This is a genomic window from Kitasatospora sp. NPDC101801 (assembly GCF_044766665.1).
In the GTDB taxonomy this organism is placed as follows: Bacteria; Actinomycetota; Actinomycetes; order Streptomycetales; family Streptomycetaceae; genus Kitasatospora.
Map to the genome: position 1 here is coordinate 96602 of NZ_JBIWML010000009.1, position 24931 is coordinate 121532.

Sequence of the window (24931 nt, forward strand, 5' to 3'; positions counted from 1 at the left end):
TCAGAGCAGGAAGAGCTTGGCAAAGGGTGCTGTGATCCGCACCTGCCGTGAGCCGAAGTCGACGAGCACCGCGAGCTCGCCCTCGACGGCGATGGCCCGGCCCAGGCCGTACTCGTCGTGGGAGACCCGATCGCCGACGGCGAACCGCTTGATCTGCGGCGTGGGCGCGGGGCGGAAGGGGCTGGTGGGGAGATGGCGCCGTGGCGCTGAATTCGTCATCCGTTTCAGTATGCGCCCAAATCCGGGCGCTGGGACCTGCCGCCGGGTAACGGATTTTCGGATTTTGTGGATCATGGACTTTTCGGTGCCGCAGCAGGCAGGGCGGCGGTCGCCCGGGGGCGGGCCCGCAGACTCGGCGCGTCGGATCCCCCCGCGGTGGCAGGATCCCTGCTACAGTCGTGGTAGTTGCAGTTGTGGTTCCCATGAACTTGTGTGCGCCTGCTGGTTGTGACCGCAGGCGCGTTTTTTGTTTCCCGGCTCTTTCCCCGGGCGGGCCCATCACGGCGACGCGGAGCTTGCGAAACGTGAGCTTTGGACAGTCCCCTGAAGGAGTTTTAAATGGCTAATGGCACCGTGAAGTGGTTCAACTCGGAAAAGGGCTTCGGCTTCATCGAGCAGGAGGGTGGCGGTCCTGACGTGTTCGCCCACTACTCGAACATCAACGCCAACGGCTTCCGTGAGCTGCTCGAGGGCCAGAAGGTCGAGTTCGACGTCACCCAGGGCCAGAAGGGCCCGCAGGCGGAGAACATTCGCCCGCTCTAGTAAGACCTATGCCCGTACGGTCGCCTAGGCGACCTGGGGCAGCATGTCGCAGCCCCCGAGTGCTTCACTCGGGGGCTGCACTGTTGTCCGGTCCCGGTCCGCCGGGGATTCGCTGCGCCCTCGGGTGGAGTGGGTGACGGAGAACGAGAAATCCCCCGGTGAGTGAACTCACCGGGGGATTCTCAGCAGGTGGCCAGGGCCGGGGTCGAACCGGCGACCTTCCGCTTTTCAGGCGGACGCTCGTACCAACTGAGCTACCTGGCCGTACTGCACCGCCTCTTGCGAGACGAGCGATCCTGACGGGACTTGAACCCGCGACCTCCACCTTGACAGGGTGGCGAGCTAACCAACTGCTCCACAGGACCTCGTGCGGAGCACATCCGCTTCGGCGTCTTGCGACGCCGACTTTACTACGGTACTGCCGTGCCCCCAACGGGATTCGAACCCGTGCTACCGCCTTGAAAGGGCGACGTCCTGGGCCACTAGACGATGAGGGCTTGCGGCCCGCCCGGCTGACCAGCAGCGGTCGGGGACGTGAGAAGCATATGGGATGCCGGGCGGGAACGCCAAAACGGTTTCGGCCGCCCGGATCGGCGGCGGGCTCAGGACCAGCCGAGTTCGTGCAACTCGTGGTCGTCGAAGCCGAAGTGATGGGCCACCTCGTGGATGACCGTGGTGCGGACCTCCTGGACCATCTCGTCGTAGGTCTCGCACAGGCGGGTGGTCGGGCCCATGTAGACGATGATCCGGTCGGGCAGCACGCCGGCGTACCACTCGCCGCGCTCGGTGAGCGGGGTGCCCTCGTACAGGCCGAGCAGCTCGGGGTCGGCCGGGTCCGGTTCGTCCTCCACGAAGATGGCGACGTTGTCCATCATGGCCGCCAGTTGCGGCGGGATCTGGTCCAGGGCATCGGCGACCAGCGTTTCGAACTCGTCCCGGGTCATGTCCACCGACTCATTGTCGGGTGTGGGGTGACGCCGTGCCAGATCATCGACGCCGGTGATTCACTGGACCGGTGCTGAGCGACCGGGTGAGCTGGCGGGACGAGGGGCCGGTGCTGGCCGTGGTCGCGGCGGGCGGGGTGCTCGGCGCCTGCGCGCGGTACGGGGTCGGGCTGCTCCGGCCGGCCGGAGCGTCGGCCTTCCCCTGGGGCACGCTGCTGGTGAACGTGGTCGGCTGCGCGGCGATGGGGGTGCTGATGGTGCTGGTCACCGAGGTGCTGACGCCCCATCCGCTGGTCCGGCCGTTCCTCGGCACGGGGGTGCTGGGCGGGTTCACCACCTTCTCGACGTACGCGGTCGACGTGCACCGCCTGCTGGCGGGCGGCGAGCCGGCCCGGGGGATCGCCTACCTCGGCGGCACGCTGGTCTCCGCGCTGGCGGCGGTCTGGGCCGGGACGGCGGTCACCCGGCGGCTGGCGGTGCCCCGGTGAACTGGCTGCTGGTGGCCGCCGGGGCCGCGGTCGGCGCGCCCGCGCGCTACCTGGCGGACCGGCTGCTGCGGGCCCGGTACGGCGGCGGCTTCCCCTGGGGCACCCTGACGGTCAACGTGCTGGGGTCGCTGCTGCTCGGGGTGTTCGCCGGGATCTGCTCGGCGCGCGGGCTGTTGCTGCTCGGCACCGGGCTGTGCGGGGCGCTGACCACCTACTCGACCTTCTCGTACGACGTGCTGCGGCTGGTTGAGGGCGGTACCCGTGGCCGGGCGGCGGTCTACCTGGCCGGCACGCTGGTGGCCGGGATCGGCGCGGCCTGGGGTGGGGCCGAGCTGGCCGGGGCGCTCTGAGGGACCGGGGCGGACCGGTGGGCGCTGACCCGGCGTCAACCCGGTGCCCGGCGGGGCGGCTTGCGGAGATCGGGGGCGGGCCGTGTCCTGGCGGGCCGGTGCGCGTTGGTCACCACAGGCGGCCGGGCGCGGCTGGTGAGCAGGGGGAGGTGCCCAGGTGGCGGCGGTGCGGATGCGGACGGGGCGGCGGGTCGCGGGAGTGCTGGTGCTGGCCCTGGCGGGAGCCGGGCTGACGGGCTGCATGTCGGTCGGCGGTGACTCCACCGACACCCTGCCGAGCAACGCTCCGGCGGGCCGGAGCGGTTTGCCGGGCAAGGGTGGGAGCGGGGCGCACCTGCCGGGGCGCGGCAGCAGCGGGCAGCGGGTGGAGCACTTGGGGGGCGCGAGCCCGTCTACGCCCGCCGGAGTGAGCGAGGCCACGCCCGTGGTGCCGGGAGTGACCCCGGCGCCCGGCGCACCCGCCCTACCCGGCCGGAGCGAGTCGCCGAGCGGCGCCCCCAGCGGGGCGGCCACCGGCCCCAGGCCGGGTTCGGGCGGCTCCGAGCCGGGCCCCAGCGGCCACCCGCAGCCCTCGCCCAGCAGTGCGGCGAGCGCCACACCCACCCCGGTTGGCCCCAGCTCTCCGGTACCCTCGGGAAGTGACCCCGGATCTGCGGCCCCGAGCCCCAGCTCCGCCGGGCAATAGCGGTCTGGCCAGCAGGTTTGCCTTAGATCCACAGGCTGCCGTATGGTGGTAGATCGTTACTTTGATTCATTTGATTGGCGCCCTGAAATCCCTGGCGCCCTTGGCGCGTTCCGGCGATTCGGTGGCTGACCGCATAGAGGCGGTTTGTAAACAGAACCCCGGACTTTGGCGCGTGCCACTTCCGGAAGGTTTTGCATGTCCCTCGTTGACAACGACCGCTTCGCCATGCCCGCGAACGGTTCGGACGCCCTCGACACCCTGGTCGAGACCCCCGAGGTCGAGATCCTCGACGACACCCTGCTGGACGACTCCGCCGAGCTGGTCGACGAGACCGCCGCGGAGGAGACCGAGCCCACCGTCACCTTCGGCGACCTCGGTCTGCACGACGACGTGGTCCGGGCCCTGAACAAGCGGGGCGTCACCACCCCGTTCCCGATCCAGGCCGCGACCATCCCGGACGCGCTGGCCGGCAAGGACGTCCTGGGCCGTGGCCGTACCGGCTCCGGCAAGACCCTGAGCTTCGGTCTTCCGATGCTGACCCGGATCGCCGCCGCCGAGGGCCGCACCAAGCCCAAGCACCCGCGTGGCCTGATCCTGGTCCCGACCCGCGAGCTGGCCATGCAGGTCGCCGACGCGCTGGAGCCGTTCGGCTCGGTGCTCGGCCTCAAGCTCAAGGTCGTCTGCGGTGGCACCTCGATGTCCAACCAGATCTACGCGCTGGAGCGCGGTGTCGACGTCCTGGTCGCCACCCCCGGCCGACTGCGTGACCTGATCAACCGCAACACCGCCAAGCTCGACGAGGTCATGGTCACCGTCCTGGACGAGGCCGACCAGATGGCCGACATGGGCTTCCTGCCCGAGGTCACCGAGATCCTCGACAAGGTCCCGAGCGGCGGCCAGAGCCTGCTGTTCTCGGCCACCCTCGAGAACGAGATCGACAGCCTGGTCAAGCGCTACCTGAAGAACCCGGTCACCCACGAGGTCGACGCGGCCCAGGGCGCGGTCACCACCATGAGCCACCACATCCTCGTGGTGAAGCCCAAGGACAAGGCCCCGATCACCAACGCGATCGCCGCCCGCAAGGGCCGCACGATCATCTTCGTCCGTACCCAGATGGGTGCCGACCGGGTGGCCGAGCAGCTGATCGAGGCCGGTGTGAAGGCCGACGCGCTGCACGGCGGGATGACCCAGGGCGCCCGTACCCGGGTGCTCGGTGACTTCAAGGACGGCTACCTCAACGTGGTCGTCGCCACCGACGTCGCCGCCCGTGGCATCCACGTGGACGACATCGACCTGGTGCTGAACGTGGACCCGGCCGGTGACCACAAGGACTACCTGCACCGCTCCGGCCGGACCGCCCGCGCGGGCCGTTCCGGTGCCGTCGTCACCCTGGTGCTGCCGCACCAGCGCCGCGGCGTCTTCCGTCTGATGGAGGACGCGGGCGTGGACGCCTCGCGTCACATCCTCGACCACGCCTTCGACCCCGAGGTGACCCGGATCACCGGTGCCCGCTCGCTGGTCGAGGTGCAGGCCGAGTCGGCCGCCGGCATCGCCGGTGCCGCCGAGCGTGAGGTCGCCGACATGGCGCGCCAGCTGGAGCGCGCGCAGCGTCGCGCCAACGAGCTGCGCGAGGAGGCCGACCGCCTGGCCGCCCGGGCCGCTCGCGAGCGGGCCGAGCTGGGCATCGAGGACGAGCCGGTCGTCGAGACCGCCGCCGTCGAGGTGCCGGAGGGCGACGAGGCCGCCGAGACCGTGGCCGCGCCGGCCGCCGTCGAGGCCGACCGCGCCCCGGCCTACCGCGAGGCGCGCAACGAGCGCCCCTCGTACGGTGACCGCGAGCAGCGTGGCGGTTTCAACCGGGACCGTGACGACCGTGGTGGCCGTTCGGGTGGTTTCAACCGTGACGACCGCGCCCCGCGTACCGGTGGTTTCAACCGCGACGACCGTCCGGCCCGTTCGTTCGGTGACCGGGACAACCGCTCCGGTGGCTTCAACCGCGATGACCGTGGTGGCCGTTCGGGTGGTTTCAACCGCGATGACCGTGCGCCGCGTACCGGTGGTTTCAACCGTGACGACCGCCCCTCCGGTGGCCGTTCGTTCGGTGGCGACCGGGACAACCGCTCCGGTGGCTTCAACCGCGATGACCGTGGTGGCCGTTCGGGTGGTTTCAACCGTGACGACCGTGCGCCGCGTACCGGTGGTTTCAACCGCGATGACCGTCCGTCCGGTGGCCGTTCGTTCGGTGGCGACCGGGACAACCGCTCCGGTGGTTTCAACCGTGACGACCGCGCCCCCCGTACCGGTGGTTTCAACCGTGACGACCGCCCGGCGCGTTCGTTCGGCGACCGCCCGTCCTTCGGTGACCGCGACAACCGCGGTGGCGGCAGCCGTCCGTTCGCCCGTCGCGACGACCACCGCTCCGGTGGCCGTCCGCAGACCGGTGGCACCGGCGGTGGCTTCAACCGTGACGACCGTGGCGGCCGCCCGTCCTTCGGCGACCGTGACAACCGTGGCGGCGGCAGCTTCAACGGTGGCGGCGACCGCAACAAGCCGCGCTGGAAGAACTGACGCTCGGTAGCAACTCCTGGGACGGGCCCGCTCCACTTCGGTGGGGCGGGCCCGTTCGGCTTATTGGCGTGCTGCGGGCGCGGGGTGCCGCTAGCGTCCTCGGCATGAGCAGCAGACTGCACGAAGTGGCCACCGTCAACGAGGAGATCGCCGCGCGGGGGAGCTACCTGGCCGGCGCCGTCGAGGTCGAGGTGGGCGGGCTGCTGTCCGCCGCCCGGGCCGGCACGGTGTCCTACGGTCCGGACCATCGGCCGGTGGCCACGGGGGAGTTCGGCGGGGTGCCGGAGGTGACGGCCGAGGGCAGCATGCAGGCCGCCCGGCGGCTGACGGAGCAGGGCGGCTCGGGGGTCGCGGTGCTCAACTTCGCCTCGGCCCGCAATCCGGGCGGCGGCTACCTGCGCGGGGCGAAGGCGCAGGAGGAGGACCTGTGCCGCAGCGCCCTGCTCCACCACTGCCTGCTGGCCGCGCCCGACTACTACGAGGCCCACCGCGCCTCCTCGGACCTCCACTACAGCCACCGGGTGATCTGGTCCCCGGCGGTGCCGGTGATCCGGGACGACCGGCGCGAGCTGCTCGGGCAGCCGTACACCGTCTCCTTCCTCACCTCGCCCGCACCCAACGCCGGGCAGCTGGCGCTCCGTTCGGAGGGCCGGCCGGTGGACGTCCGGGCGGTGCTGGCGGAGCGGGCCGGGCGGGTGCTCGGGGTTGCGGCGGCGCACGGGGTACGGGAGTTGGTGCTCGGGGCCTGGGGCTGCGGCGTCTTCCGCAACGACCCGGCCGAGGTGGCGGAGGCGTTCGCGGCGGCCCTCGGCACGTACGGCGCGACCTTCGACCGGGTGGTCTTCGCGGTCTGGGACCGCACTCCGGTGTCGGCCAACCGGGCCGCCTTCGAGGCGCGCTTCGGGGTCTGACGGGCCGGGAGGTGCCGGGCCGTCAGGAGACCAGTGCCCCGCGCAGGGCGTCGAGGTCCGCCTCGGTCACGCCGTGGGCGTGGAGGTAGGCGGGTATGGAGCCGTGCAGGTCGTGCAGGCGGGCCAGCGCGGCGAGGAGGTGGTCGGGGCGGACGGGGTGGGCGAACTGTTGGCGGCCGTGTTCGTCGGTGTAGGGGATCGGGCCGTTGTCCAGGCCGAGGTTGCGGTTGGAGCGCAGGTAGTCGGCCATGATCTCGGCTTCGGAGAGGCCGGCCAGGGACTGGATGACGGCGATGGTGAGGCCGGTGCGGTCCTTGCCGACGGCGCAGTGGATCACTGCGGGGAAGGCGTCGGGCTCGGCCAGCCGGCGGACGGTGCCGGCCACCGCGGGGCCGCCGACCTCGGCCATGAAGGGGTAGGCCTCGGCCTGGGTGGCGGGCCAGGTCGGCTTGCTGCCGTCGCCGTCGGGGACCAGCGGGAGGTGGTGCAGCCGGTAGGTCAGGCCGTGGCGTTCGTCCGGCCAGACGGCGAGCTCGGCCGCGGTGCGCAGGTCGACGACCGTCCGGACGCCGAGGGCCTTGAGTCGCTGGGCGCCGTCCGGGGTCAGCCGGCTGAGCGAGCCGGAGCGGTACAGCAGGCCGGTGCGGAGCCCGCCCACCCCCGCGTCGCGGAAGTTCTGCACGTCGGGTACGTCGAGCAGGGTGGACGCGGCGTCGAACTCACGGTCGGTCGTCATGGCCGTCACGGTAGCGTGCGCGGCGCGGGGGGACCGGGGAATTCCGGCAACCCGGAGGGCGGTCGGTCAGCGGCCGCCGGCCAGGTCGAGGAAGCTGCCGGTGACGTACGAGGCGCCGGGGGAGAGCAGGTAGAGGATGCCCTCGGCGACCTCCTCGGGCCGTCCGCCCCGGCCCATCGGGAGGTTCGGGCCGAGCCGGTCGACCCGGGCGGGTTCGCCGCCGAGGGCGTGGATGTCGGTGTGGATCAGGCCGGGCCGGACGGCGTTGACCCGGATGCCCTCGGGGGCGACCTCCAGGGCCAGGCCGGTGGTCATGCTGTCCAACGCGCCCTTGGAGGCGGCGTAGTCGACGTACTCGTTCGGCGAGCCGAGCCGGGAGGCGGCGGAGGAGACGTTCACGATCGCCCCGCCCCGGCCGCCGTACCGGGTGGACATCCGGCGGACGGCGGCGCCCGCGCAGAGGAACGGGCCGGTGATGTTGGCGGCCCAGATCCGGGCCAGCCGGTCCTCGTCCAGCGCGTCGAGGCGGCCCTGCTGCTCCAGCGTCCCGGCGTTGTTCACCAGTGCGGTGAGCGGGCCGAACTCCTCGTCGACGGTGCGGAACAGCCGCTCGACCTCGGTGCTCCGGCTGACGTCCGCGCGGACCGCGAGGGCGGTGCCGCCGGCCGCCTCGATCCGCTCCACCACCTCGGCCGCGGCGGCCTGGTCGGAGCGGTAGTTGACGCACACCCGGTAGCCGCGTTCGGCGGCGAGCAGGGCGGTCGCGGCGCCGATGCCCCGGCCGCCGCCGGTGATCAGGATCACTTCATCACTCATGGCCCCGACCGTAACCGACCGGCCGGCGCGGGCTCCCGGGGGCCCGCCCTCAACGGGACCGGGCCCGGAGGGCGGCGATCTTCGGGGCGCGGCTCTTCGGCGAGTCGAGGCTGAAGCCGCGGGCGTCGCCGAGCTGGTCCCGGACGAAGGTCTCGGTCCGGGCCACCGCCTCGCGCAGCGCCTCGTCGGCCGGGACGAAGAGCTGGTGGACGATCTCGCCCACCTCGGTGTCGTACTCCCAGATCCCGACGATCCGGCCCCGGTCCACCACCAGGTGGCTCTGCGGGTCGGCCTCGCCGCCGAAACTCCGGCCGCCCTTGGCAGCGGGCGAGGGGCGTTCGGCGTCGGCGGGGTCGAGCAGCCGGGCGAGGTCGCGGTGCAGCAGGTGCAGGCCGTCGATCCCGGCCAGCAACGTGTACGACGGCGTGCCGGGGACGGTGAACTCGTCGAGTTCGGACCGGAGTTCGGCTGGGATCAGCAGGTCGGTGCCGGGCAGGGCGACCAGGTCGAGCGGGGCGGTGGCGGCCTTCGCGGTGGCGGCGGTGAAGCCGGTGAACCAGCGGAGGTGGCCGATCGAGGCCGGGGCGGCCCAGGAGAAGTACCGCTCGGCCAGTTCGGCGGCCGAGCCGTGGACCGGCTGGTCCCAGCCGACGTAGCCGTAACGCTGTTGGTCCAGACGGCCGTTGACGGGAACCCGGCGGATCAGGCCCCGGGCCTGGAGCAGGCCGAGGGCGATCGGCAGGGTGGTGGTCCGGCCGCGTCTGCGGCCCGGCTCGCCGAGGTTGCGGACCGCGTCACCGACTGCGGCCCGGATCGCCGAAGGCGCCAACGGGTCGGTCTCGGACAGGACTTGGGAGATGGCGAGGCGGAGCTTCTCGATCTCGTCCCGGCTCACGCCGAGGTGCTTCCCGGCCATCGCCACATCGCTCTCGGGCACCGCGGCCCCGGCGGCCAGGCCGAGGGCGTAGTCGCTGGCCGGCAGCACGTACGTGCAGCCCCGGGCGGACGGCAGCTCGTGCACCTGCACTGCGGCGACGGCCGCGTCCACCGCCGCCCGGTCCAGGCCGGCCCGGGCGAACAGGCCAAGGTACGGGGCCGTGCCGCCGACCGAGCGGGCCCAGCCGGTGGCCGCCAGCACCTCGGCGGGCGAGGCGCCGGGCCGGCCGCCGTCCAGCCACTGCCGGTGCGCCCACCAGGCGCGGAGCTTCGCCGTCGGGATCCCGCTGTTCGCCATGGGGCCAGTATCGGCGGGCTGCGGCCGGGGCGGGTGCAGCCTGCCCCGGCGGGTCGGCCGCGTGGTGCAGCCCGCCCCGGTGGGCCGGCCGCGTGGTGCTTCCGGCCTGGATAACCGTTCGACCCGGGGGTGCCGGGGCGGCGAGACTGAGGTGACCCGTCAGCGGCCGCCGAGGAGGCGAACCCCCGTGCACGTCCTGCTCTCCGGCATCGTCGGATCCACCGCGTACGGGCTCGCGCACGCGGGCTCGGACCTCGACCGGCTCGGCCTGTTCGCCGCCCCGACCGAGGAGTTGCACGGCCTGCACCGCCCGTCCGAGTCGCACGTCACCACCTCGCCGGACCGCACCCTGCACGAGGCGGCCAAGTGGTGCCGGCTCGCCCTCGGCGGCAACCCGACCGCCTCGGAACTGGTCTGGCTGCCCGAGGAGCTGTACGAGGTCCGGACGCCGCTCGGCGAGGAGCTGATCGCGATCCGTACCGGGCTGCTCAGCGAGCGGGCGGTCAGGAACTCCTATCTCGGCTACGCCACCCAGCAGTTCAGGAAGCTGACCACCCGGGACACCAGTGACCCGGTCACCCGGGCCCGGGCCGCCAAACACGCCCGGCACCTGATCCGGCTGGTCCGCCAGGGCGTCGGTCTGCACGAGACCGGCCGCCTGGAGATCCGGCTCGCCGACCCGGCCGAGGTACGCGCCTTCGGCGAACGGATCGCCGACCGTCCGGAACTCGCCACCGCACTGCTCGCCGACGCCGAGGACCGCTTCGCCCGGCCGGGCGTCCTGCCGGCCGCCCCGGACGAGGCCCCGGTCGAGTCCTGGCTCCGCCGGGTCCGGGCCGCCCACCTCGCGGCCGCCGCCTGACGCCGGGCGCGGCGCGCACGTCAATCGGGTGGCCAGAGAGCAGGGGGCACCGGGTAAGATCTCGGTGGCGGCGCCCAGGTATGACGGGGGCGCAGGCTGACGGGCCGCTAGCTCAATTGGCAGAGCTGCGGACTTTTAATCCGTAGGTTCAGGGTTCGAGCCCCTGGCGGCCCACCTCTTGGCAGCACCCCGGCGAGTTCCAGTGGCCGGGGTGCTGCGTCGTTCCCGGGGTCGGGGCTCCGGGCCGGTCGGTCGGGGTGACGTGGACCAGGGCAGCCGGAGAGCACCACCGACCCGCCAGAGTGCGGCCGGGGACGACCATGGGGCCCACCGGAGATGTCCGGTGGGCCCCACGGTGCGAGCAGCTTGCGGTGGTGGCTCAGTACAGCTGGTTGGCCATGCCCCAGGTGCCGGCGTAGGCGCCGCTCATGGCGAAGGTCGCCATGCTCGCCCGGTAGATGCCGAAGGTGGCGCGGCCCTTGTTCAGCCAGTCACCGACGATGGGCTGGTCACCGGCGTTGCCGAAGATGGCGGTGGAGACGGTGCCGTTGTCGTGGCGGAGGGCGAAGGTGGCGCTGCTGGAGCGGAAGATGCCCAGCTGGGCGTGGCCGACGCCGTCCCAGTCGCCGACCAGCGGGATGTCGCCGGCGTTGCCGAACCCGAGTGAGGTGACGGTGCCGTTGTCGTGGCGGACGGCGAGCAGGCGGCTGCTCGGGCGGAAGATCGCCAGCTGGGCGTGGCCGTTGCCGTCCCAGTAGCCGGGCACCGGGAGGTCACCCGGGTCGCCGAACGGAACCGTGGTGGCGCTGCCGTCGAGGTGACGGAGCAGGAAGACGCCGTTGCGGTACACCCCGATCTGGTCGTGGCCCTTGCCGTCCCAGTCGGCGATGGCGGGGAGGTCACCAGGTCGGCCGAAGCTCACCTTGGTCACCTCGGCCAGTCCGCCCTGGCCGGTCGAACGCAGGGCCCAGGAACCGCCGTTGAAGATGCCGTTCGCCGAAGGCCGTCCGGGCCCCCAGCGGCCGGCGATCGCGATGTCACCGGGCACGGCGAAGTTGATCTGCGACCAGCCGTCCGCGGTGCCCTGGCGGCCGTGGTCGTCGGTCACGGTCAGCCGGACGTAGTAGCGCCCGGGGGCCGTGTAGGTGTGCGGGATCATGCCCGAGCCGTCCGGCCCGGAGCGCACCTCGGCCGGGGTGCCGTCACCGAAGTCGATGCTGTAACTGCGGACCGGCCAGGGGCTGGTGACGGGGTAGACGTCCGCCTCGACGTAGTCGGGGCCGTGCCCCGGGCGGTTGTGGTAGACCGTCAGGCCGGCGGCGATGGAGCCGACGGGCTGGATGGTGATGCTCTCGTCGGCCGTCTTGGTGGCCCCCGTGCTGTCGGTCACCGTCAGCTTGAGGGAGTAGGTGCCCGGGGCGTACGTGTGCGTCAGCGGGAACACCGGGGAGGTCACCGGGGCACTGCCGTCGCCGAGGTCCAGGGTGGTGACCGCTGGGTACCACGGGGAGTTGACAGTACCGCCGATGATCGCGTCCAGGGGATGGCCGGGCGCGGTGCTCGCCCGCAGGTCGAGCCCGACGTCGAACGGCTTCTGGTACTCGAAGGCGCCCAGGTCGTGGTGGCCGGTGCCGGTGCCGGTGTTCGGCACGAGCGGGTCGTCGACCCGGGGCCGACCCAGCAGGTCGACGTCCAGCTGGCCGGTGGCGGACTCGTCGGCCGAGTCCATCGCGGCGGTGTCGGTGGTGGGCACGAAGTCGGTGTTCGGCTGGGCGTACAGGTTCAGCTTCGGGTCGACGTCGACGTCGTGCTTCCCCTGGCCGGTCGCCGTGGTGAAGGCGGCCCGCGTGGTGTGCCGGGTACCAGCCCAGGAGTAGGCGACGGCACCGGCGTTCGGGTGCACCAGGTTGTGGTCGACGACGGTGTTCGGGACCGAGCCCGCCGAGACGCTCAGATCGACCTCGTCCGGGCAGGCCGGGCCGAAGTCGTTCTCCCCCTCCGCGTTCTGCGCCACCACGTTGTTGCGGATCGCCGCGCCGGAGGAGTCGCCCAGCAGGGCGATGCCGTGACCACAGTTCTCCACGACGGTGTTGGAGGTCAGCACGGTGCCGGGAGCGTCGGTGACGGTGATGCCGCCACCCCGGTTGGCGTTGAAGGCACTGGTGGTGACGACCGTCCCGGCCACACCCGCGTCGATCGCGAGGCCGGCGCCGCCGCTGGCGCCGAAGCGGTTGCGGCTGATGGTGGTGCCGGTGGTCTTCCCGCTGAGCCGGACCGCCGGTGCGGCGGTCGCGAAGGACGGGCTCGTCGTCCCGACGAGGGTGAAGACGCTGCCGGTGATCGTGATGCGGTCGGAGTCCTTGACGACCACGGCCTCCTGCAGCGACTGGAACGACAGGTCCTTCAGGACGACGTCGTGGACGCCGATCGCCGTGACGGAGTGCGGGAGGGCTGCGTTGCGCGAAAGGGCACCGCCGACCAGGCGGGTGGCCGACTGCCGGGTGCCGTTGAGCTCGCCCTCGAAGACGATCGGGCTCTGTGCGGTGCCGGACTGCTTGAGGACCACCTGCTCCTGGTAGTACCCGCCGGTGATCCGTACGGTCTGGCCGGGCTGCGCGACGTCGGCGGCGGCCTGGATGGTGCAGTACGGCTGCGCCTGGGCGCCGGTGCCGGCGTCAGAGCACTTGCTGTTGCGGTTGTTGACGTAGAGCACCGAGGTGTCGGCGTGCGCGGTCAGGGCCGGCAGCGACGTCCCGATGACGGCCGAACTCACGAGTGCCGCGGCGATTCCGGCGCGGCGATGGATGAACACTACTGATCCCCCAGGCAGTTGTCGGGGCGCCACGATGGAGAACGTGTGAACGAATCAATCCGATGGCGCGGCGATCAGTATGCCGGAGGGCTTCGCGCCTCCTGAGCTGGGGCCGGGCGGTGGGAATTCCGTGGTGAGGAGTGGCGGTGTGGTGGATACTGAGCGCCGACTCATCGGACCGAGTCGTGCACATGTTCTCCATCGGGTCCGCGCAGACAGCGCCGCTTCTTCCCCAGAGGAATCACCTGTGTCCATTCGTCGCCGGGCCGGCTTCGTCGCGCTCGCCGTGAGCTCGGCCGTCATCGGGTCCTCGGTCCCGGTTCTCACCGCGAACGCCGAGGCAGCGGTGCTGCACGTCGACAAGCTGAACGCCGGCTGCTCGGACGCCGGTTCCGGCACCGCGGCGCAGCCGTACTGCACCATCCAGGCCGCCGCAGACGACGTGCAGCCCGGTCAGACGGTCGAGGTCGTGGCCGTCGGGACCGACAAGGCGTACACCGAGCAGGTCACCGTCCGCACGTCGGGGACGCCCGGAAAGCCGATCACCTTCCGGGGCGTCCCCGTTCTCTACCAGGACCACGTCATGCTCGGCACCGGATGGTCGCCCGAAGCGGCACAGACCGTCCCGCACGGGTTCCTGATCTCGGGTGTGCACGACGTCACGGTGTCCGGCTTCTACATCTCGACCCCTCAGGAGGGCGTGCTCGTCCGGGATTCCCAGCGGATCGTGCTGGACCGCAGCGGGGTCGCCAACGCGGGTGTCCCGCCGACCGTGAACGGCACGCCCACCTTCCCCACGGCTACCCCGGGCATCCGGGTGACCGGGGCGGCCACCGCAGACGTCACGGTGAGCCGCAACGAGGTGTCCGGCAGCGGCGCGGCCGGCATAGCGGTCGAGGCAGGTGCCGTCCGGACGGTGGTCACCACCAACGCGGTCGACGGCAACGTGAACCACGGGGTGCTGGTCACCGACGCCCCCGGTACGGCCGTGACCGGCAACACCGTCGAGCAGAACTGCGCGGGTGGGATCACCCTGGCCGGGAACTCCTCGGGGAGTACGGTCGAGAACAACGTCGTGGCCCAGCGCCTCGCCTACTGCGCGGGAGTCCCGGACGGCACCGAACTGTCGGTCTCGCCGGGGTCGACGACCGGCACCGTCCTCGACTACAACGTGGTCCACCCCGAGAGCGGCAGGGCCGGCTACTCCTGGGGCGGCAAGGTCTACGCTTCGGCGGCCGACTTCAGGGCCACCGGTCAGGGGAAGCACGACACGAACGTCGACCCGGATTCCTCCGGTGCCGTGGGTCTGGTCGACGCGGCGGACGAGTTCGCCCCCGGTCAGTTGACCACCGACATCGACGGCAACCCCAGGGTCGACCACCCGGGAGTCGCCGACACCGGCACCGGCAAGGGCTACGCGGACCGGGGCGCGCGGGAGCTCCAGGACCCGATCACGGTCTACTCCCTGCAGGCGTACCCCAGCGCCACGCCGGGCTTCCCGCTGCGCGGTACGGCGCAGGGTGGCTACAACGCGGGATGGTCGTCGGCCGGCGTCACACTGGACTTCGGCGACGGGAGCACCCCGGTCGCCTCGCCGACGTTTCCGGCGACCCACGACTACGCGGCTACCGGTGTCTACACCGTCACCCTCACCGCGACCAGCACCCAGGGCGTGGTCCGGAAGGCCACCGCGACGCTGACGATCGGTGAAGTGGCCGAGCTCCGGGCGGACTTCGGGGTCGCGCAGCCGGACCGGTCGGTCCCGGCCGTGGCCTTCACGGACTCGTCCTCCAGCCCCTGGCCGGTCTCCCGGTACGTCGTCGACTTCGGTGACGGCACCCCCAAGGTGGTCGCGAACGGGCCGACCCCACCGAGACTCACCCACACCTACGGCGTCGGTGGCACGTACACCGTCACCGAGACCGTGTACGACGACCACGGTCGCTCGGCGACCGCCACCCGGCAGCCCTTGGTCATCGGCCCGCTGCCGGGTACGCCGGTCACCGGCTACTTCGGTGGCCCGACCACGCACGTCGGGCTGTTCGACCAGGGCCGCTGGGCCGTCAGCTACCAGAAGGTCACCGGTCAGGCGAGCTTCAACGCGTCGTTCGGCCAGGCCGGCGACGTCCCGATCACCGGCCGCTGGGAGATGAACGGTTCCGCCGCCCAGCTGGGCGTCTACCGGCCGAGCAGTGCCTCCTTCGCACTGCAGCTCGCGAACGGCTCCGTCGTCACGGTGCCGTTCGGCGACCCGGGTGACCTCCCGGTGCCGGGCTACTGGGACAACAACGGCCACCACCAGCTGGCGATCTACCGCCCGAGCACCGGACTGCTCGCCGTCCGCCACGACAACGGCTCGGTGACCACCCTGGGCTTCGGCAACCCGGGCGACCTGCCGGTGGTCGGTGACTGGGACGGCGTCGGCCACGCCCAGTTCGGCATCTTCCGGCCCGGCGCGACCCCCGGTGCGCCGAACACCTTCGCCCTGCGGCACGACAACGGCACCGTCTCCACCGCCACGTACGGCGAGCGGGGCGACCTGCCGGTGGTCGGCGACTGGTCCTGGCGGAACCGGACGACCTTCGGGATCTACCGTCCGAGCAGCCACACCTTCGCCCTGAGCAACGCGTACGCCCAGCAGGCCGACATGGTCTTCAAGGTCACCAACTGACCCGGGCGCTGACGGCCCGGCCGACGGGCCGTCAGCGCAGCAGGCGGCGTTCCTTGGCGGCGGCGACCGCGCCCGAGCGGGTGTCGACGCCCAGCTTGTCGTAGATCCGGCCGAGGTGGGTCTTCACGGTGGCCTCGCTGATGAAGAGTGCCCGGGCGATCTCCCGGTTGCCGAGTCCCTGGGCCAGCTTGGCGAGGATCTCCTGTTCGCGTTCGGTGAGTTGCGGGGCCGGGGTGCGGAGCTGTGCCATCACCCGGGAGGCGACCGGCGGGGAGAGCGTGGTGCGGCCCTCGGCGGCCGCGTGGATGGCGGCGAAGAGCTCCTCCGGGCGTTCGGCCTTGAGCAGGTAGCCAGTCGCCCCGGCGGCGATCGCCCGGTTGATGTCGGCGTCGGTGTCGTAGGTGGTGAGCACCAGGACGTAGGGTGCGCCGGGGCGGCCGGCGATCTGCCGGGTGGCCTCCACCCCGTCGATGCCGTCGCCGAGTTGGAGGTCCATCAGGACCACCTGGGGCCGCAGCTTGGCGGCCAGCGCGACCGCCTCCTCGCCGCTGCCCGCAGCGCCGACCACCTCGATGTCGTCGGCGCTGCCGAGCAGCGCCAGCAGGCCGGCCCGGACCACGGCGTGGTCGTCACAGACCAGCAGGCGGACGGGAGTTGCGGCGGTCACGGGGCCTCCAGGGGGATGGCGGCGGTGACCACGGTGCCCTCGCCGGGAGTGGACTCGACGGTCAGGGTGCCGCCCAACTGCCGGACCCGGGCCCGCATCGCGGGCAGTCCGTGGCCCCGGCCCGCGGACTCGGTCGGGCCGCCGAACCCCCGCCCGTCGTCGCCGATGTCCAGCACCACCTGGTCGCCCAGGTACGACAGGGTGAGCGCGGCCGTCCGGGCGCCGGCGTGCTCGCGGACGTTGGCCAGCGCGCCCTGGGCGATCCGCAGCAGCGCGCGCTGGACGGCGTCCGGCAGCGGCACCGGCGTGCCGTCCAGGTGGCAGCGGACGGTCAGTCCGCTCTCCGCGCTCTCCCGGTCGGCCAGGATGTGCAGCGCCCGGTCCAGCCCGGTCCCGTCGGCCAGGTCGGCCGGGGCCAGGTCGCGGACGAAGCGGCGGGCCTCGGCCAGGTTGCGGGCGGCGATCGAGGCCGCCGTGTGCACGTGGGAGCGGGCGGTGGCCGGGTCGCTGTCCCAGGTCCGGTCGGCCGCCTGGAGCAGCATCTGCTGGCTGGACAGGCCCTGGGCCAGCGTGTCGTGGATCTCGATGGCCAGCCGCTGACGCTCCGCCAGGGTGCCCTCGCGCCGTTCGGTGGCGGCCAGTTCGCTCCGGGTGGAGACCAGGTCCTCGATCAGCGCCCGCTGCCGCTCGGCCTGCCGCTCCATCTGCAGGAAGACCAGGGTGGCCAGCCCGGCCACGGCGGGCGGGGCGATCAGGCCGACCGGGTCGAGACCGGTGAGCTTCTCCTCGGAGTACACCACCAGCGCGGTCAGCCCGGCCACCAGCGGGATCGCGGCCCGGGCCGGCAGGGTGCGCAGCGCGGTGTAGATCAGCGGCACCGCGCACCAGGCGAAGCTCGGCGCCAGCAGGACCAGCACCGCCCAGAGCCCGGCCACCACCGCCAGCCGGACCACCCGGACCGGCCGCGAACCGGGCCGCAGCCAGGACCAGCGGCCGGGGCGCCGCCCGGACCGGGAGCCGCTCCGCTGCCAGGGCAGCTCCGGGAGCTGGGCCAGCGCCAGGGCCAGGCTCAGCCCGATCACCCAGCCCGCCCGGTCGCTCTCGCCGTGCCGGAGCAGGTAGCGCAGCAGCGAGGCACCGAGCAGCAGCAGGAACGCGCCGTACATCACCACGGTGAGCCGGTCGGTGCCCGGGTCCCTGGTGCCGCTGGTCGACACGGCCGATCCTCCGCTCCTGGGTACTGTCCGTTTCGTACCCATCCTCACCCGGGCCCGCGTCCCCGGCATCAACCGATCGGCTGACCCGGCGCGCCGCGCCCCGGCGCCCCGGCGGGCTCGGCCACGATGGGGGCATGCCTCAGATGACCGAACCCCAGTGGCGCGCCTTCCTCTCGACCGGGACCCGGACCGGCAAGCTCGCCACCACCCGGGCCGACGGCAGCCCGCACGTGGCGCCGGTCTGGTTCCTGCTGGACGGGGACGACCTGGTGCTGAACACCGGGGCCGACACGGTGAAGGGCCGCAACCTGGCCCGGGACGGCCGGGTGATGCTCTGCGTGGACGACGACCGGCCGCCGTTCGACTTCGTGCTGGTCCGGGGCAGGGCCACGCTCAGCGAGGACCTGGCCGAGGTCAGGGACTGGGCGGCCCGGATCGCCGCCCGGTACATGGGCGAGGACCGGGCCGAGGAGTACGGCGCCCGCAACGGGGTGCCCGGCGAACTGCTGGTCCGGATCCGGATCGAGAAGGTCACCGCGGTCGGTGCGGTGGCCGACTGACCCGGTCGGGGAGGGGCCTGGGTACGATCGCCGGATGATCTCCAGCGACTTGGCTCCGACGGACCGTCAGTTCCTCTTCGTGCTCGGCTCCGCCCGCTCCGACGGCAACACCGAGCAGCTCGCCCGGCGAGCGGCGGAGCACCTGCCCGCCACGGTCGGGCAGCGCTGGCTGCGCCTCTCCGACCTTCCGCTGGACCCGTTCGACGACATCCGGCACTCCGGCGACGGGACCTACCCCGAGCTCACCGGCAACAGCCGGGAGCTCTTCGAGGCCACCGTCGGCGCCACCGATCTGGTGATCGTCTCGCCGCTCTACTGGTACACCCTCTCGACCAGCGTCAAGCTCTACCTCGACCACTGGTCCGGCTGGCTCCGGGTCCCGGGGAGCGACTTCCGGGCCCGGATGAAGGACCGCACCCTGTGGGGCGTCACCTCGCACTCCGGCAACCCCACCGACGCCGACCCGCTGATCGACACCCTCCGGCTCACCGGCGACCACATGGGCATGCGCTGGGGCGGCGTGCTGCTGGGCACCGGCGGCCGGCCGGGCGACGTGCAGCGGGACGGACTCGCGCTGGCCGAGGCGGACACCTTCTTCACCGGCGTCTGACCCCGGCGTCCGACCCCGACCCCGGGCAGGGGCAGGGCCGGGCTCAGCGGACCAGCAACTCCCGGGCGTCGTCCGGTGCCCGGTCCCGGCTGCGCCCGAACAGCACCGTCAGCAGACCCAGTCCGGCCACCGCGCCCGCGCACTGGGCCAGCACGAAGAGCGGTAGCGAGGCCGGTGCGATGCCGGTGTAGCTGTCGCTCAGGGCACGGCCGACGGTCAGCGCCGGGTTGGCGAAGCTGCCGGAGGAGGTGCCCCAGCAGGCGGCGCCGATCCAGCCGGCCACCGCGACCGGCGCCCAGCCGCCGTGGCCCGACCTGAGCAGGCCGAACACCAGCAGGACCAGCACCCCGGTGGCCACCGCCTCGGCCAGCCAGAGGTGACCGGCCGAGCGCTGCCGGCCGGAGAGTTCGAGGAACGGACGTTCGAACATGGTGTTGGCCAGCCCGGCCCCGGCCACCGCGCCGACCAGCTGGGCGGCGACGTAGCCGCCCAGCTCACGGAGCGTCGGCCCGGTGCCGGTGCGGCGTCCGGTCCACCAGGCGGCGGCCGAGACCAGCGGGTTGAAGTGCGCGCCGGAGACCGGTGCGAGCAGCGCGATCAGCACCGCCAGCGCCAGCACCGAGGCCAGCACGTTGGCCAGGAACTGCACCCCGCCGTCCGCGCTCAGGGCGGCGGACCGGATGCCGGAGCCGATCAGCACGGCGGCCAGCAGAGCGGTGCCGACGGCTTCGGCGGCCAGCCGTCGGGGCAGCGAGGGGGTTGTCATGCGGTCATCGTCGCGACTGCCCGGGCGCCGGACAATTGGCCGGTACGCCCAAGGTCGGACCGCTGCCGGGGCCCCCGCTCGGAGACTCGTACGGCGTGCGCCGGGTGCGGGCTTGACCCTCACGCGACGTGAGGCGGCAGAGTCGGGGTCAGCAAGGAGGGAGCGGACGATGGGCGAGGAACTCTCGGTCGGTCAGGTGGCCGCCGTCGCCAAGGTGACGGTACGGACCCTGCACCACTACGACGAGATCGGACTGCTGTCACCCGGCGGCCGGACCCCGGCCGGGTACCGCCGTTACCGGGACACCGACCTGGACCGGTTGCAGCAGATCCTGTTCTACCGCGAACTCGGCTTCTCCCTCGAGGAGATCGCGGCCATCCTGGACGACGGCACGGTCAGCCCGACCGAGCACCTGCGCCGGCAGCGCGACCTGCTGCACGCGCGGATCAGCCACCTCCAGGACCTGGCCGCGGCCGTCGAACACGCCATGGAGGCGAGCAGGATGGGCATTCAGCTGACCCCGGAGGAGAAGTTCGAGGTCTTCGGCGCGGACTACCAGGAGAGCTGGGAGACCGAGGCCGAGCAGCGGTACGGCGACTCCGCCGCCTGGCAGCAGTCCAGGCGCCGGACCGCGCGCTACACCAAGGCCGACTGGGAGCGGATCAAGGCCGACGGCGAGGCGCTCAACGCCCGCTGCGCCGCCGCCCTGGCCGCCGGGACCGACCCGGCGAGCGCCGCGGGCATGGCGCTGGCCGAGGAGCACCGGCGGCAGATCACCGACACCTACTACGACTGCGGGTACGCGATGCACCGCGGCCTGGGCGAGATGTACCTCGCCGACGAGCGGTTCACCGCCGGCTACGAGCGGGTGGCGCCGGGTCTGGCCCGGTGGCTGCGGGACGCGATCGTGGCGAACGCGGACGCCCACCAGGCCGGTTGATCAGGCCACCCCGCGCCCGAAGGCCCGGCGGTAGGAGGTGGGCGAGGTCCGCATGGTGCGGCCGAAGTGGTGCCGGAAGGTGGCGGCCGACTCGAAGCCGACGGCCGCCGCGATCTCCTCGACCGTGCCGTCCGGGTCCTCCAGCAGCGGGAGGCTGGCCGCGATCCGCTGGGTGATCACCCAGCGGATCGGGCTGGTGCCGTTGCGGGCGGTGAAGTGCCGCAGGTACGAGCGGTCGGACATCCTTGCGGCGCGGGCGAGTTGGCTGATCGTCAGCGGGGTCGCGAGGTGCTCCAGCGCCCACTGCATCGAGCGGGCGATGCCGTCGTCCTCCGCCTCGACCGGGCGGACCGCGGCCTCGATGAACTGGGCCTGGCCGCCGGCCCGGTGCGGCGGGACGACGAACCGACGGGCCACCGTGTTGGCGACCTTGGCGCCGTGGTCGCTGCGCACCAGGTGCAGGCAGAGGTCGATGCCCGCCGCACTGCCCGCACTGGTCAGCACCGAGCCGTGGTCGACGTACAGCACGTCCGGGTTGACCTTGACCAACGGGTAGCGCTGCTGGAGGAGTTCGGCGTACCGCCAGTGGGTGGTGGCCTCCCGGCCGTCCAGCAGGCCGGCGGCGGCCAGGGCGAAGGCGCCGGAGCAGATCGAGACGATCCGGGCGCCGCGCTCGTGCGCGGTGCGCAGCGCGGCGACCAGGGCGGGGGAGACCTCGCCGCCGAAGGTGTTCGGCACCGCGACCACGATCACCGTGTCGGCGTCGGCCAGTTCGTCCAGCCCGTGGTGGGCGGTGAGGGAGAAGCCGCCGACCGCGTTCAGCGGGGTGCCGGGGTGCTCGGCGCAGACCTTCAGGCCGTACCAGGGAGTGGCCAGCAGACCGGTCAGCTCCGGCCGGGCGAGGGCGAACACCTCGACCACCACGCCGAGTTCGAACGGGGCCATGCCGTCGAAGGCGTACACCGCGATGGTGTGCACCGGCTCCGGGCGGGGGCCGATGCTGATGGCGACGGGGTGGGCGGGCGGCTGCGCGGCCATCGGACGCTCCTGGACGGGCTGGCGGGATCTTGGCGAGTGTAGTCGTGCCCGCCACTGTCGGGTGCCGGTGCCCGGATCGCAGGATGGAGTCGTCAGCCAGCGAGCAGAACCGACCGACCGGAGCCCGGACATGACCACTACCGCCCCCGCCGCCGCCACCTCCCCCGTCACCGAGATCCCGGCGCTCTCCCCCGAGCGCGCCTTCGCCTTCTTCGCCGAGCGGCTCGGCTGCCAGGCCGACCCGGCGGACGTCTGGTACGCGCTGCGGGACGGGCGGCAGGACTTCACGATCGTCGACGTCCGGGCCGAGGGCGCCCACCGCAGGACCCATCTGCCCGGCGCGGTCAGCCTGCCGCTCGCCGAGATCACCGCCGAGCGGCTGGCCGAACTCCCGGCCGGGCTCCTGGTGGTGTACTGCTGGGGCCCCGCCTGCAACGGCTCCACCAAGGGCGCCATGAAGCTCGCCGCACTCGGCCGTGAGGTCAAGGAGATGATCGGCGGCCTGGAGTACTGGATCCGCGAGGGCTGGCCGACCGAGGGCCGCCGCCCGGTCGACCCGAAGACCGCCACTCCGGCCGACCTCGGTCTGGTCTGCTGACCGGAGCCCTGCTCAGGGTGCCGAAAAAAGTTCTGAACCGACCTGCAACCTCCCCAGGGGATGCACGTCTATCAGGTTGAGAGCCAGGGAAGCCGGGAGGCACCGGCCCGACAGTTCTCACCAACCACCGGACTGTTACGGCTCCTTGGGGGATCTACGTCATGCCTGCGACCGTTTTGCACCGAATTGAGAAGTACGTCATGGGCGCGACCAACTGGACCCGCCGCGGCCGACGACTCGTGGTCGCGCCGACCGCGGACCCGACCGGATGCGTCTGAGACCCGGACCGCCGGGACCCCGGCCGGCGAGGGCGCGATGACCCGGAACGGCGGTGACGCCGCCGGCACCGGGTCGCCGGCCGAGCGGTTGCTCCGCGCGGCGCTCGCGGCCCGCGCCTCGGCGGTCGGCGCGCACGACCTCGCTCCGGCGGAGCCTCCGCGCCGTCGCTTCCGCCGGCTGAGACCGGTGCACCCGGAGTGCCGACCGGTCCGGGGTGACGAGGCGGGCGGTACCGGTGCCGGAACGGATGGTCCGGCACCGAACGGGTTGCGGCCCGATGGAACAATCGCGCTGGTCACAGACCATGACAGTTGATTTCGACGGCACCAGGCCCGCCGGCCGGGTGCCGTCCTGGGGGAGAGTGGAACACCTATGTCCATAGCGATCGCCCTGCAGCCCGGAGTCTCCGGGCGCGGCGCGTTCCGGGGAGCCTGGCGGCTCCTGTTCGGTGCCGAGGCCGTTGCCGGGTCCGCCGAGCTCGACCGGCCGGACGGGGAGGCGAGGCGTTCGGGCTTCCGGCTGCTGCGCGGTGGCCGACCTGCCGACGAGCAGCGGCCGACGCTGACCGAGCTGTACCACGCACAGCGGTTGAGCCTGGTGCGGATGGCGGTACTGCTGGTCGACCGTCAGGACGTGGCCGAGGACGTCGTGCAGGAGGCGTTCACGGCGCTGTACCAGCGGCACGGGGAGGACCTGGGCGATCTGGACAACGCGCTGGGGTACCTGCGCACCTCGGTGGTGAACGGGGCCCGTTCGGTGCTGCGGCGCCGGAAGACGGCCCGGGAGTACGTGCCCCCGCACGAGGCCGACGCCGCCTCGGCGGAGGAGCACGCGGTGCTCAACGACGAGCACCGCCGGGTGCTGGTCGCCCTGCAGGAGCTGACCTCGCGTCAGCGTGAGGTGCTGGTGCTGCGCTACTGGTCGGACCTGTCCGAGGCGCAGATCGCGGAGACCCTGGGGCTGTCCCGGGGCGCTGTGAAGTCCACCGCCAGCCGGGCCCTGGACGCCCTGGAGAAGCAGTTGGAGAAGACCCGATGAGCGAGAAGAACAACGGTACCGACGGCGTCGAGTCGCCGACCGAGCGGCTGCTCCGTGAGGCCCTGTCGGTCCGGGCCTCCGCCATCGGGGCGCACGACCTCCGGCCGGCCGAGCCGCCGAGCCGGCGCCTGCGGAGGCTGCGGCCGGTCCAGGTGGTCACCGCCGTGGCGATGTTCGGCCTGGCGGCCTCGGTGGCGGGGTACTTCACGCTGGCCGGCAGCCCGACCGCGAGCCACCAGGACCCGGCACCGGCGGCGAGCCTGAGCGCGTCGCCGACGCCCGAGGCGTCCCCCTCCCCGTCACCCTCGCCGAGCACCTCCGCCTCGCCGGAGACCACTCAGGAGACCACCCCGAGCGCACCGGCCGCGACCCCGTACACCTTCCGCAACGTCACCTTCGACGTGCCGGCGGGCTGGCGGACGGTGACCGAGGGCCCCGGTGCGGACGGCATCCGGGTGTGCGTGTTCGCTCCCGACACACCGGAGTCGGTCATCCCGGCGAAGGGGTACGGGAGCTGTGTCCCCTACGGCGTGGAGATCGCCGTCTGGAACAGTGCCGAGGAGCTGGACACCGCGACCTGGCCGACCGAGGCCGCCTTGGACGCGTCGGACGGCTGGTCCCACCAGCCGTACTGCCCGCTGTGGGGCAATCCGCACGGCATCGCCGAAGGCGACGGCTACAAGCGGCTGGGCGAGCCCAAGCGCACCACCCTGACGGTCGACGGTCACCGCGGGAACAAGACCGAGTGGCAGGTGGCCTGCAACGCGAACGAGCGCTTCACCGCCCAGATGTGGGGCTTCCACAAGGAGCAGGTCTTCGTCGCCGCCAACGGTCTGCGCAGCGACTACCAGGACGAGCTGGACTCGCTCGTGCAGAGCCTGGACCTGAGCAAGCACGCCGATCCCGCGAAGAAGGGGCACTCGAACGACGTCAAGGTCTCCTTCGGGCAGGAGACGGCGGTCCGGGAGGGCGAGACCGAGGTCGTCACGTTCCCGGTCACCTGGTACAACGCCAGCGCCACGGCGTACGCCTCCGTGGAGCCCGTGGTGGCGGCCGACTCGCTCGGGGGCGACACTCCGGCCAACCCGGCCGACGCTCCGGAAGGCACCCTGGAACGAAAGGACGGCAACTCCTGGACCAAGCTCCCCTCACTGCGGGCGGGAGGCGGCATGGACCACGCGGTCACCGGCAGGGCGGCGGCCTTCGCCCTGGCGCCGGGCCAGAGCCGCACTGTCACCTACCGGATGAAGCTCACCACCCAGGACAAGATGGCCAGTCTCAGTTTCACCGGAGCGGCCTACCTGCCGACCAAGGGCGGCACGTTCACCTCGGTCGGCGACGACCACTGGGCCATCCCGATCCACCGGGTCAAGTAGCCC

The 24931-nt window shown here is 72.5% G+C and carries 23 protein-coding genes and 4 tRNA genes; 14 read left to right on the forward strand and 13 right to left on the reverse strand.

Annotated elements, in window-relative coordinates:
• Entirely contained in the window at positions 1–219 is a 219-nt protein-coding gene (locus tag ACIRPK_RS14100; protein ID WP_057234322.1) for a hypothetical protein, read from the reverse strand.
• A gap of 339 nt (positions 220–558) precedes the next feature.
• Between ACIRPK_RS14100 and ACIRPK_RS14105 the strand changes: the two genes are divergently transcribed.
• The gene (locus ACIRPK_RS14105; RefSeq protein ID WP_045694210.1) at positions 559–762 is read left to right on the forward strand and encodes a cold-shock protein; all 204 of its coding nucleotides are present in this window, start codon (positions 559–561) and stop codon (positions 760–762) included.
• Positions 763–952: 190 nt separating this feature from the next.
• On the opposite strand, the gene ACIRPK_RS14110 is transcribed toward ACIRPK_RS14105, so the two are convergent.
• The 4 genes from ACIRPK_RS14110 to ACIRPK_RS14125 form a co-directional block, all read right to left on the reverse strand.
• Positions 953–1026: transfer RNA gene (locus ACIRPK_RS14110), tRNA-Phe, on the reverse strand.
• Between the two features lie 27 nt (positions 1027–1053).
• A tRNA-Asp gene (locus ACIRPK_RS14115) sits at positions 1054–1127 on the reverse strand.
• Between the two features lie 59 nt (positions 1128–1186).
• Positions 1187–1259: transfer RNA gene (locus tag ACIRPK_RS14120), tRNA-Glu, on the reverse strand.
• Between the two features lie 105 nt (positions 1260–1364).
• The gene (locus tag ACIRPK_RS14125; protein ID WP_403037848.1) at positions 1365–1706 is read right to left on the reverse strand and encodes a metallopeptidase family protein; all 342 of its coding nucleotides are present in this window, start codon (positions 1704–1706) and stop codon (positions 1365–1367) included.
• A 71-nt stretch (positions 1707–1777) separates the two neighbouring features.
• Between ACIRPK_RS14125 and crcB the strand changes: the two genes are divergently transcribed.
• The 4 genes from crcB to ACIRPK_RS14145 all read left to right on the forward strand — a co-directional run bounded on the left by crcB (position 1778) and on the right by ACIRPK_RS14145 (position 6708).
• Positions 1778–2194 carry a fluoride efflux transporter CrcB gene (gene crcB, locus ACIRPK_RS14130; protein WP_403037604.1) on the forward strand — a complete coding sequence of 139 codons (417 nt, stop codon included), beginning with the start codon at positions 1778–1780 and terminating at the stop codon, positions 2192–2194.
• Positions 2191–2544 carry a fluoride efflux transporter FluC gene (locus ACIRPK_RS14135; protein WP_403037607.1) on the forward strand — a complete coding sequence of 118 codons (354 nt, stop codon included), beginning with the start codon at positions 2191–2193 and terminating at the stop codon, positions 2542–2544. Before crcB ends, ACIRPK_RS14135 begins: the two co-directional genes overlap by 4 nt.
• Positions 2545–3424: 880 nt before the next feature.
• Positions 3425–5797: a DEAD/DEAH box helicase gene (locus ACIRPK_RS14140; protein WP_403037610.1), complete on the forward strand. Its 2373-nt coding sequence runs from the start codon at positions 3425–3427 to the stop codon at positions 5795–5797.
• Between the two features lie 104 nt (positions 5798–5901).
• Entirely contained in the window at positions 5902–6708 is an 807-nt protein-coding gene (locus ACIRPK_RS14145; protein WP_403037613.1) for a TIGR02452 family protein, read from the forward strand.
• A 22-nt stretch (positions 6709–6730) separates the two neighbouring features.
• Here the strand turns inward: ACIRPK_RS14145 and ACIRPK_RS14150 are convergent, their stop codons facing one another.
• The 3 genes from ACIRPK_RS14150 to ACIRPK_RS14160 all read right to left on the reverse strand — a co-directional run bounded on the left by ACIRPK_RS14150 (position 6731) and on the right by ACIRPK_RS14160 (position 9494).
• Positions 6731–7444 (reverse strand): tyrosine-protein phosphatase, encoded by a 714-nt coding sequence (locus ACIRPK_RS14150; protein ID WP_403037615.1) that lies wholly within the window; start codon positions 7442–7444, stop codon positions 6731–6733.
• A gap of 66 nt (positions 7445–7510) precedes the next feature.
• On the reverse strand, positions 7511–8260 hold the full coding sequence (locus tag ACIRPK_RS14155; protein ID WP_403037617.1) for an SDR family oxidoreductase: 750 nt from the start codon (positions 8258–8260) through the stop codon (positions 7511–7513).
• A gap of 49 nt (positions 8261–8309) precedes the next feature.
• Positions 8310–9494: a DNA glycosylase AlkZ-like family protein gene (locus ACIRPK_RS14160; RefSeq protein WP_403037620.1), complete on the reverse strand. Its 1185-nt coding sequence runs from the start codon at positions 9492–9494 to the stop codon at positions 8310–8312.
• A 187-nt stretch (positions 9495–9681) separates the two neighbouring features.
• On the opposite strand from ACIRPK_RS14160, the gene ACIRPK_RS14165 reads away from it, so the two are divergent.
• Positions 9682–10356 carry a DNA polymerase beta superfamily protein gene (locus ACIRPK_RS14165; RefSeq protein WP_403037622.1) on the forward strand — a complete coding sequence of 225 codons (675 nt, stop codon included), beginning with the start codon at positions 9682–9684 and terminating at the stop codon, positions 10354–10356.
• Between the two features lie 101 nt (positions 10357–10457).
• Positions 10458–10530 (forward strand) — tRNA-Lys (locus tag ACIRPK_RS14170).
• Positions 10531–10735: 205 nt separating this feature from the next.
• Here the strand turns inward: ACIRPK_RS14170 and ACIRPK_RS14175 are convergent.
• Positions 10736–13129: a PKD domain-containing protein gene (locus ACIRPK_RS14175; protein WP_403037623.1), complete on the reverse strand. Its 2394-nt coding sequence runs from the start codon at positions 13127–13129 to the stop codon at positions 10736–10738.
• A gap of 286 nt (positions 13130–13415) precedes the next feature.
• On the opposite strand from ACIRPK_RS14175, the gene ACIRPK_RS14180 reads away from it, so the two are divergent.
• A complete protein-coding gene (locus ACIRPK_RS14180; protein WP_403037626.1) occupies positions 13416–15839 on the forward strand; it encodes a PKD domain-containing protein in 2424 nt (807 codons plus the stop codon).
• Between the two features lie 31 nt (positions 15840–15870).
• Here the strand turns inward: ACIRPK_RS14180 and ACIRPK_RS14185 are convergent, their stop codons facing one another.
• Both ACIRPK_RS14185 and ACIRPK_RS14190 read right to left on the reverse strand, forming a co-directional pair.
• Positions 15871–16506 carry a response regulator gene (locus tag ACIRPK_RS14185; RefSeq protein ID WP_403037629.1) on the reverse strand — a complete coding sequence of 212 codons (636 nt, stop codon included), beginning with the start codon at positions 16504–16506 and terminating at the stop codon, positions 15871–15873.
• On the reverse strand, positions 16503–17765 hold the full coding sequence (locus ACIRPK_RS14190; protein ID WP_403037632.1) for a sensor histidine kinase: 1263 nt from the start codon (positions 17763–17765) through the stop codon (positions 16503–16505). Before ACIRPK_RS14190 ends, ACIRPK_RS14185 begins: the two co-directional genes overlap by 4 nt.
• A 101-nt stretch (positions 17766–17866) precedes the next feature.
• Here ACIRPK_RS14190 and ACIRPK_RS14195 point away from each other — a divergent pair, with 101 nt between their 5' ends.
• Positions 17867–18283: a PPOX class F420-dependent oxidoreductase gene (locus ACIRPK_RS14195; protein ID WP_403037850.1), complete on the forward strand. Its 417-nt coding sequence runs from the start codon at positions 17867–17869 to the stop codon at positions 18281–18283.
• A gap of 34 nt (positions 18284–18317) precedes the next feature.
• Positions 18318–18893, forward strand: coding sequence for a flavodoxin family protein (locus ACIRPK_RS14200; protein WP_403037635.1), 576 nt, complete (start codon positions 18318–18320; stop codon positions 18891–18893).
• 43 nt (positions 18894–18936) lie between these two features.
• On the opposite strand, the gene ACIRPK_RS14205 is transcribed toward ACIRPK_RS14200, so the two are convergent.
• Entirely contained in the window at positions 18937–19659 is a 723-nt protein-coding gene (locus ACIRPK_RS14205; protein ID WP_403037638.1) for an aquaporin, read from the reverse strand.
• A 169-nt stretch (positions 19660–19828) separates the two neighbouring features.
• Between ACIRPK_RS14205 and ACIRPK_RS14210 the strand changes: the two genes are divergently transcribed.
• A complete protein-coding gene (locus ACIRPK_RS14210) occupies positions 19829–20599 on the forward strand; it encodes a MerR family transcriptional regulator (RefSeq protein ID WP_403037641.1) in 771 nt (256 codons plus the stop codon).
• On the opposite strand, the gene ACIRPK_RS14215 is transcribed toward ACIRPK_RS14210, so the two are convergent.
• Complete coding sequence (locus ACIRPK_RS14215) at positions 20600–21637, reverse strand: helix-turn-helix domain-containing protein (protein WP_403037644.1); 1038 nt, start codon at positions 21635–21637, stop codon at positions 20600–20602. It abuts the gene before it with no gap.
• A 130-nt stretch (positions 21638–21767) separates the two neighbouring features.
• Here ACIRPK_RS14215 and ACIRPK_RS14220 point away from each other — a divergent pair, with 130 nt between their 5' ends.
• The 3 genes from ACIRPK_RS14220 to ACIRPK_RS14230 all read left to right on the forward strand — a co-directional run bounded on the left by ACIRPK_RS14220 (position 21768) and on the right by ACIRPK_RS14230 (position 24928).
• Positions 21768–22235 (forward strand): rhodanese-like domain-containing protein, encoded by a 468-nt coding sequence (locus ACIRPK_RS14220; RefSeq protein WP_403037647.1) that lies wholly within the window; start codon positions 21768–21770, stop codon positions 22233–22235.
• Positions 22236–22886: 651 nt separating this feature from the next.
• On the forward strand, positions 22887–23552 hold the full coding sequence (locus ACIRPK_RS14225) for a SigE family RNA polymerase sigma factor (RefSeq protein ID WP_403037650.1): 666 nt from the start codon (positions 22887–22889) through the stop codon (positions 23550–23552).
• Entirely contained in the window at positions 23549–24928 is a 1380-nt protein-coding gene (locus ACIRPK_RS14230) for a hypothetical protein (RefSeq protein WP_403037653.1), read from the forward strand. Before ACIRPK_RS14225 ends, ACIRPK_RS14230 begins: the two co-directional genes overlap by 4 nt.
• The last annotated feature ends 3 nt before the right edge of the window (positions 24929–24931 follow it).

Coding starts and splice junctions, on each gene's coding strand:
- ACIRPK_RS14140 (WP_403037610.1), top strand. CDS start 3,425: ATGTCCCTCGTTGACAACGACCGCTTCGCCATGCCCGCGAACGGTTCG.
- ACIRPK_RS14160 (WP_403037620.1), bottom strand. CDS start 9,494: ATGGCGAACAGCGGGATCCCGACGGCGAAGCTCCGCGCCTGGTGGGCG.
- ACIRPK_RS14105 (WP_045694210.1), top strand. CDS start 559: ATGGCTAATGGCACCGTGAAGTGGTTCAACTCGGAAAAGGGCTTCGGC.
- ACIRPK_RS14195 (WP_403037850.1), top strand. CDS start 17,867: ATGACCGAACCCCAGTGGCGCGCCTTCCTCTCGACCGGGACCCGGACC.
- ACIRPK_RS14150 (WP_403037615.1), bottom strand. CDS start 7,444: ATGACGACCGACCGTGAGTTCGACGCCGCGTCCACCCTGCTCGACGTA.
- ACIRPK_RS14210 (WP_403037641.1), top strand. CDS start 19,829: ATGGGCGAGGAACTCTCGGTCGGTCAGGTGGCCGCCGTCGCCAAGGTG.
- ACIRPK_RS14200 (WP_403037635.1), top strand. CDS start 18,318: ATGATCTCCAGCGACTTGGCTCCGACGGACCGTCAGTTCCTCTTCGTG.
- ACIRPK_RS14155 (WP_403037617.1), bottom strand. CDS start 8,260: ATGAGTGATGAAGTGATCCTGATCACCGGCGGCGGCCGGGGCATCGGC.
- ACIRPK_RS14220 (WP_403037647.1), top strand. CDS start 21,768: ATGACCACTACCGCCCCCGCCGCCGCCACCTCCCCCGTCACCGAGATC.
- ACIRPK_RS14205 (WP_403037638.1), bottom strand. CDS start 19,659: ATGACAACCCCCTCGCTGCCCCGACGGCTGGCCGCCGAAGCCGTCGGC.
- ACIRPK_RS14225 (WP_403037650.1), top strand. CDS start 22,887: ATGTCCATAGCGATCGCCCTGCAGCCCGGAGTCTCCGGGCGCGGCGCG.
- ACIRPK_RS14145 (WP_403037613.1), top strand. CDS start 5,902: ATGAGCAGCAGACTGCACGAAGTGGCCACCGTCAACGAGGAGATCGCC.
- ACIRPK_RS14100 (WP_057234322.1), bottom strand. CDS start 219: ATGACGAATTCAGCGCCACGGCGCCATCTCCCCACCAGCCCCTTCCGC.
- ACIRPK_RS14125 (WP_403037848.1), bottom strand. CDS start 1,706: ATGACCCGGGACGAGTTCGAAACGCTGGTCGCCGATGCCCTGGACCAG.
- ACIRPK_RS14190 (WP_403037632.1), bottom strand. CDS start 17,765: ATGGGTACGAAACGGACAGTACCCAGGAGCGGAGGATCGGCCGTGTCG.
- ACIRPK_RS14215 (WP_403037644.1), bottom strand. CDS start 21,637: ATGGCCGCGCAGCCGCCCGCCCACCCCGTCGCCATCAGCATCGGCCCC.
- ACIRPK_RS14230 (WP_403037653.1), top strand. CDS start 23,549: ATGAGCGAGAAGAACAACGGTACCGACGGCGTCGAGTCGCCGACCGAG.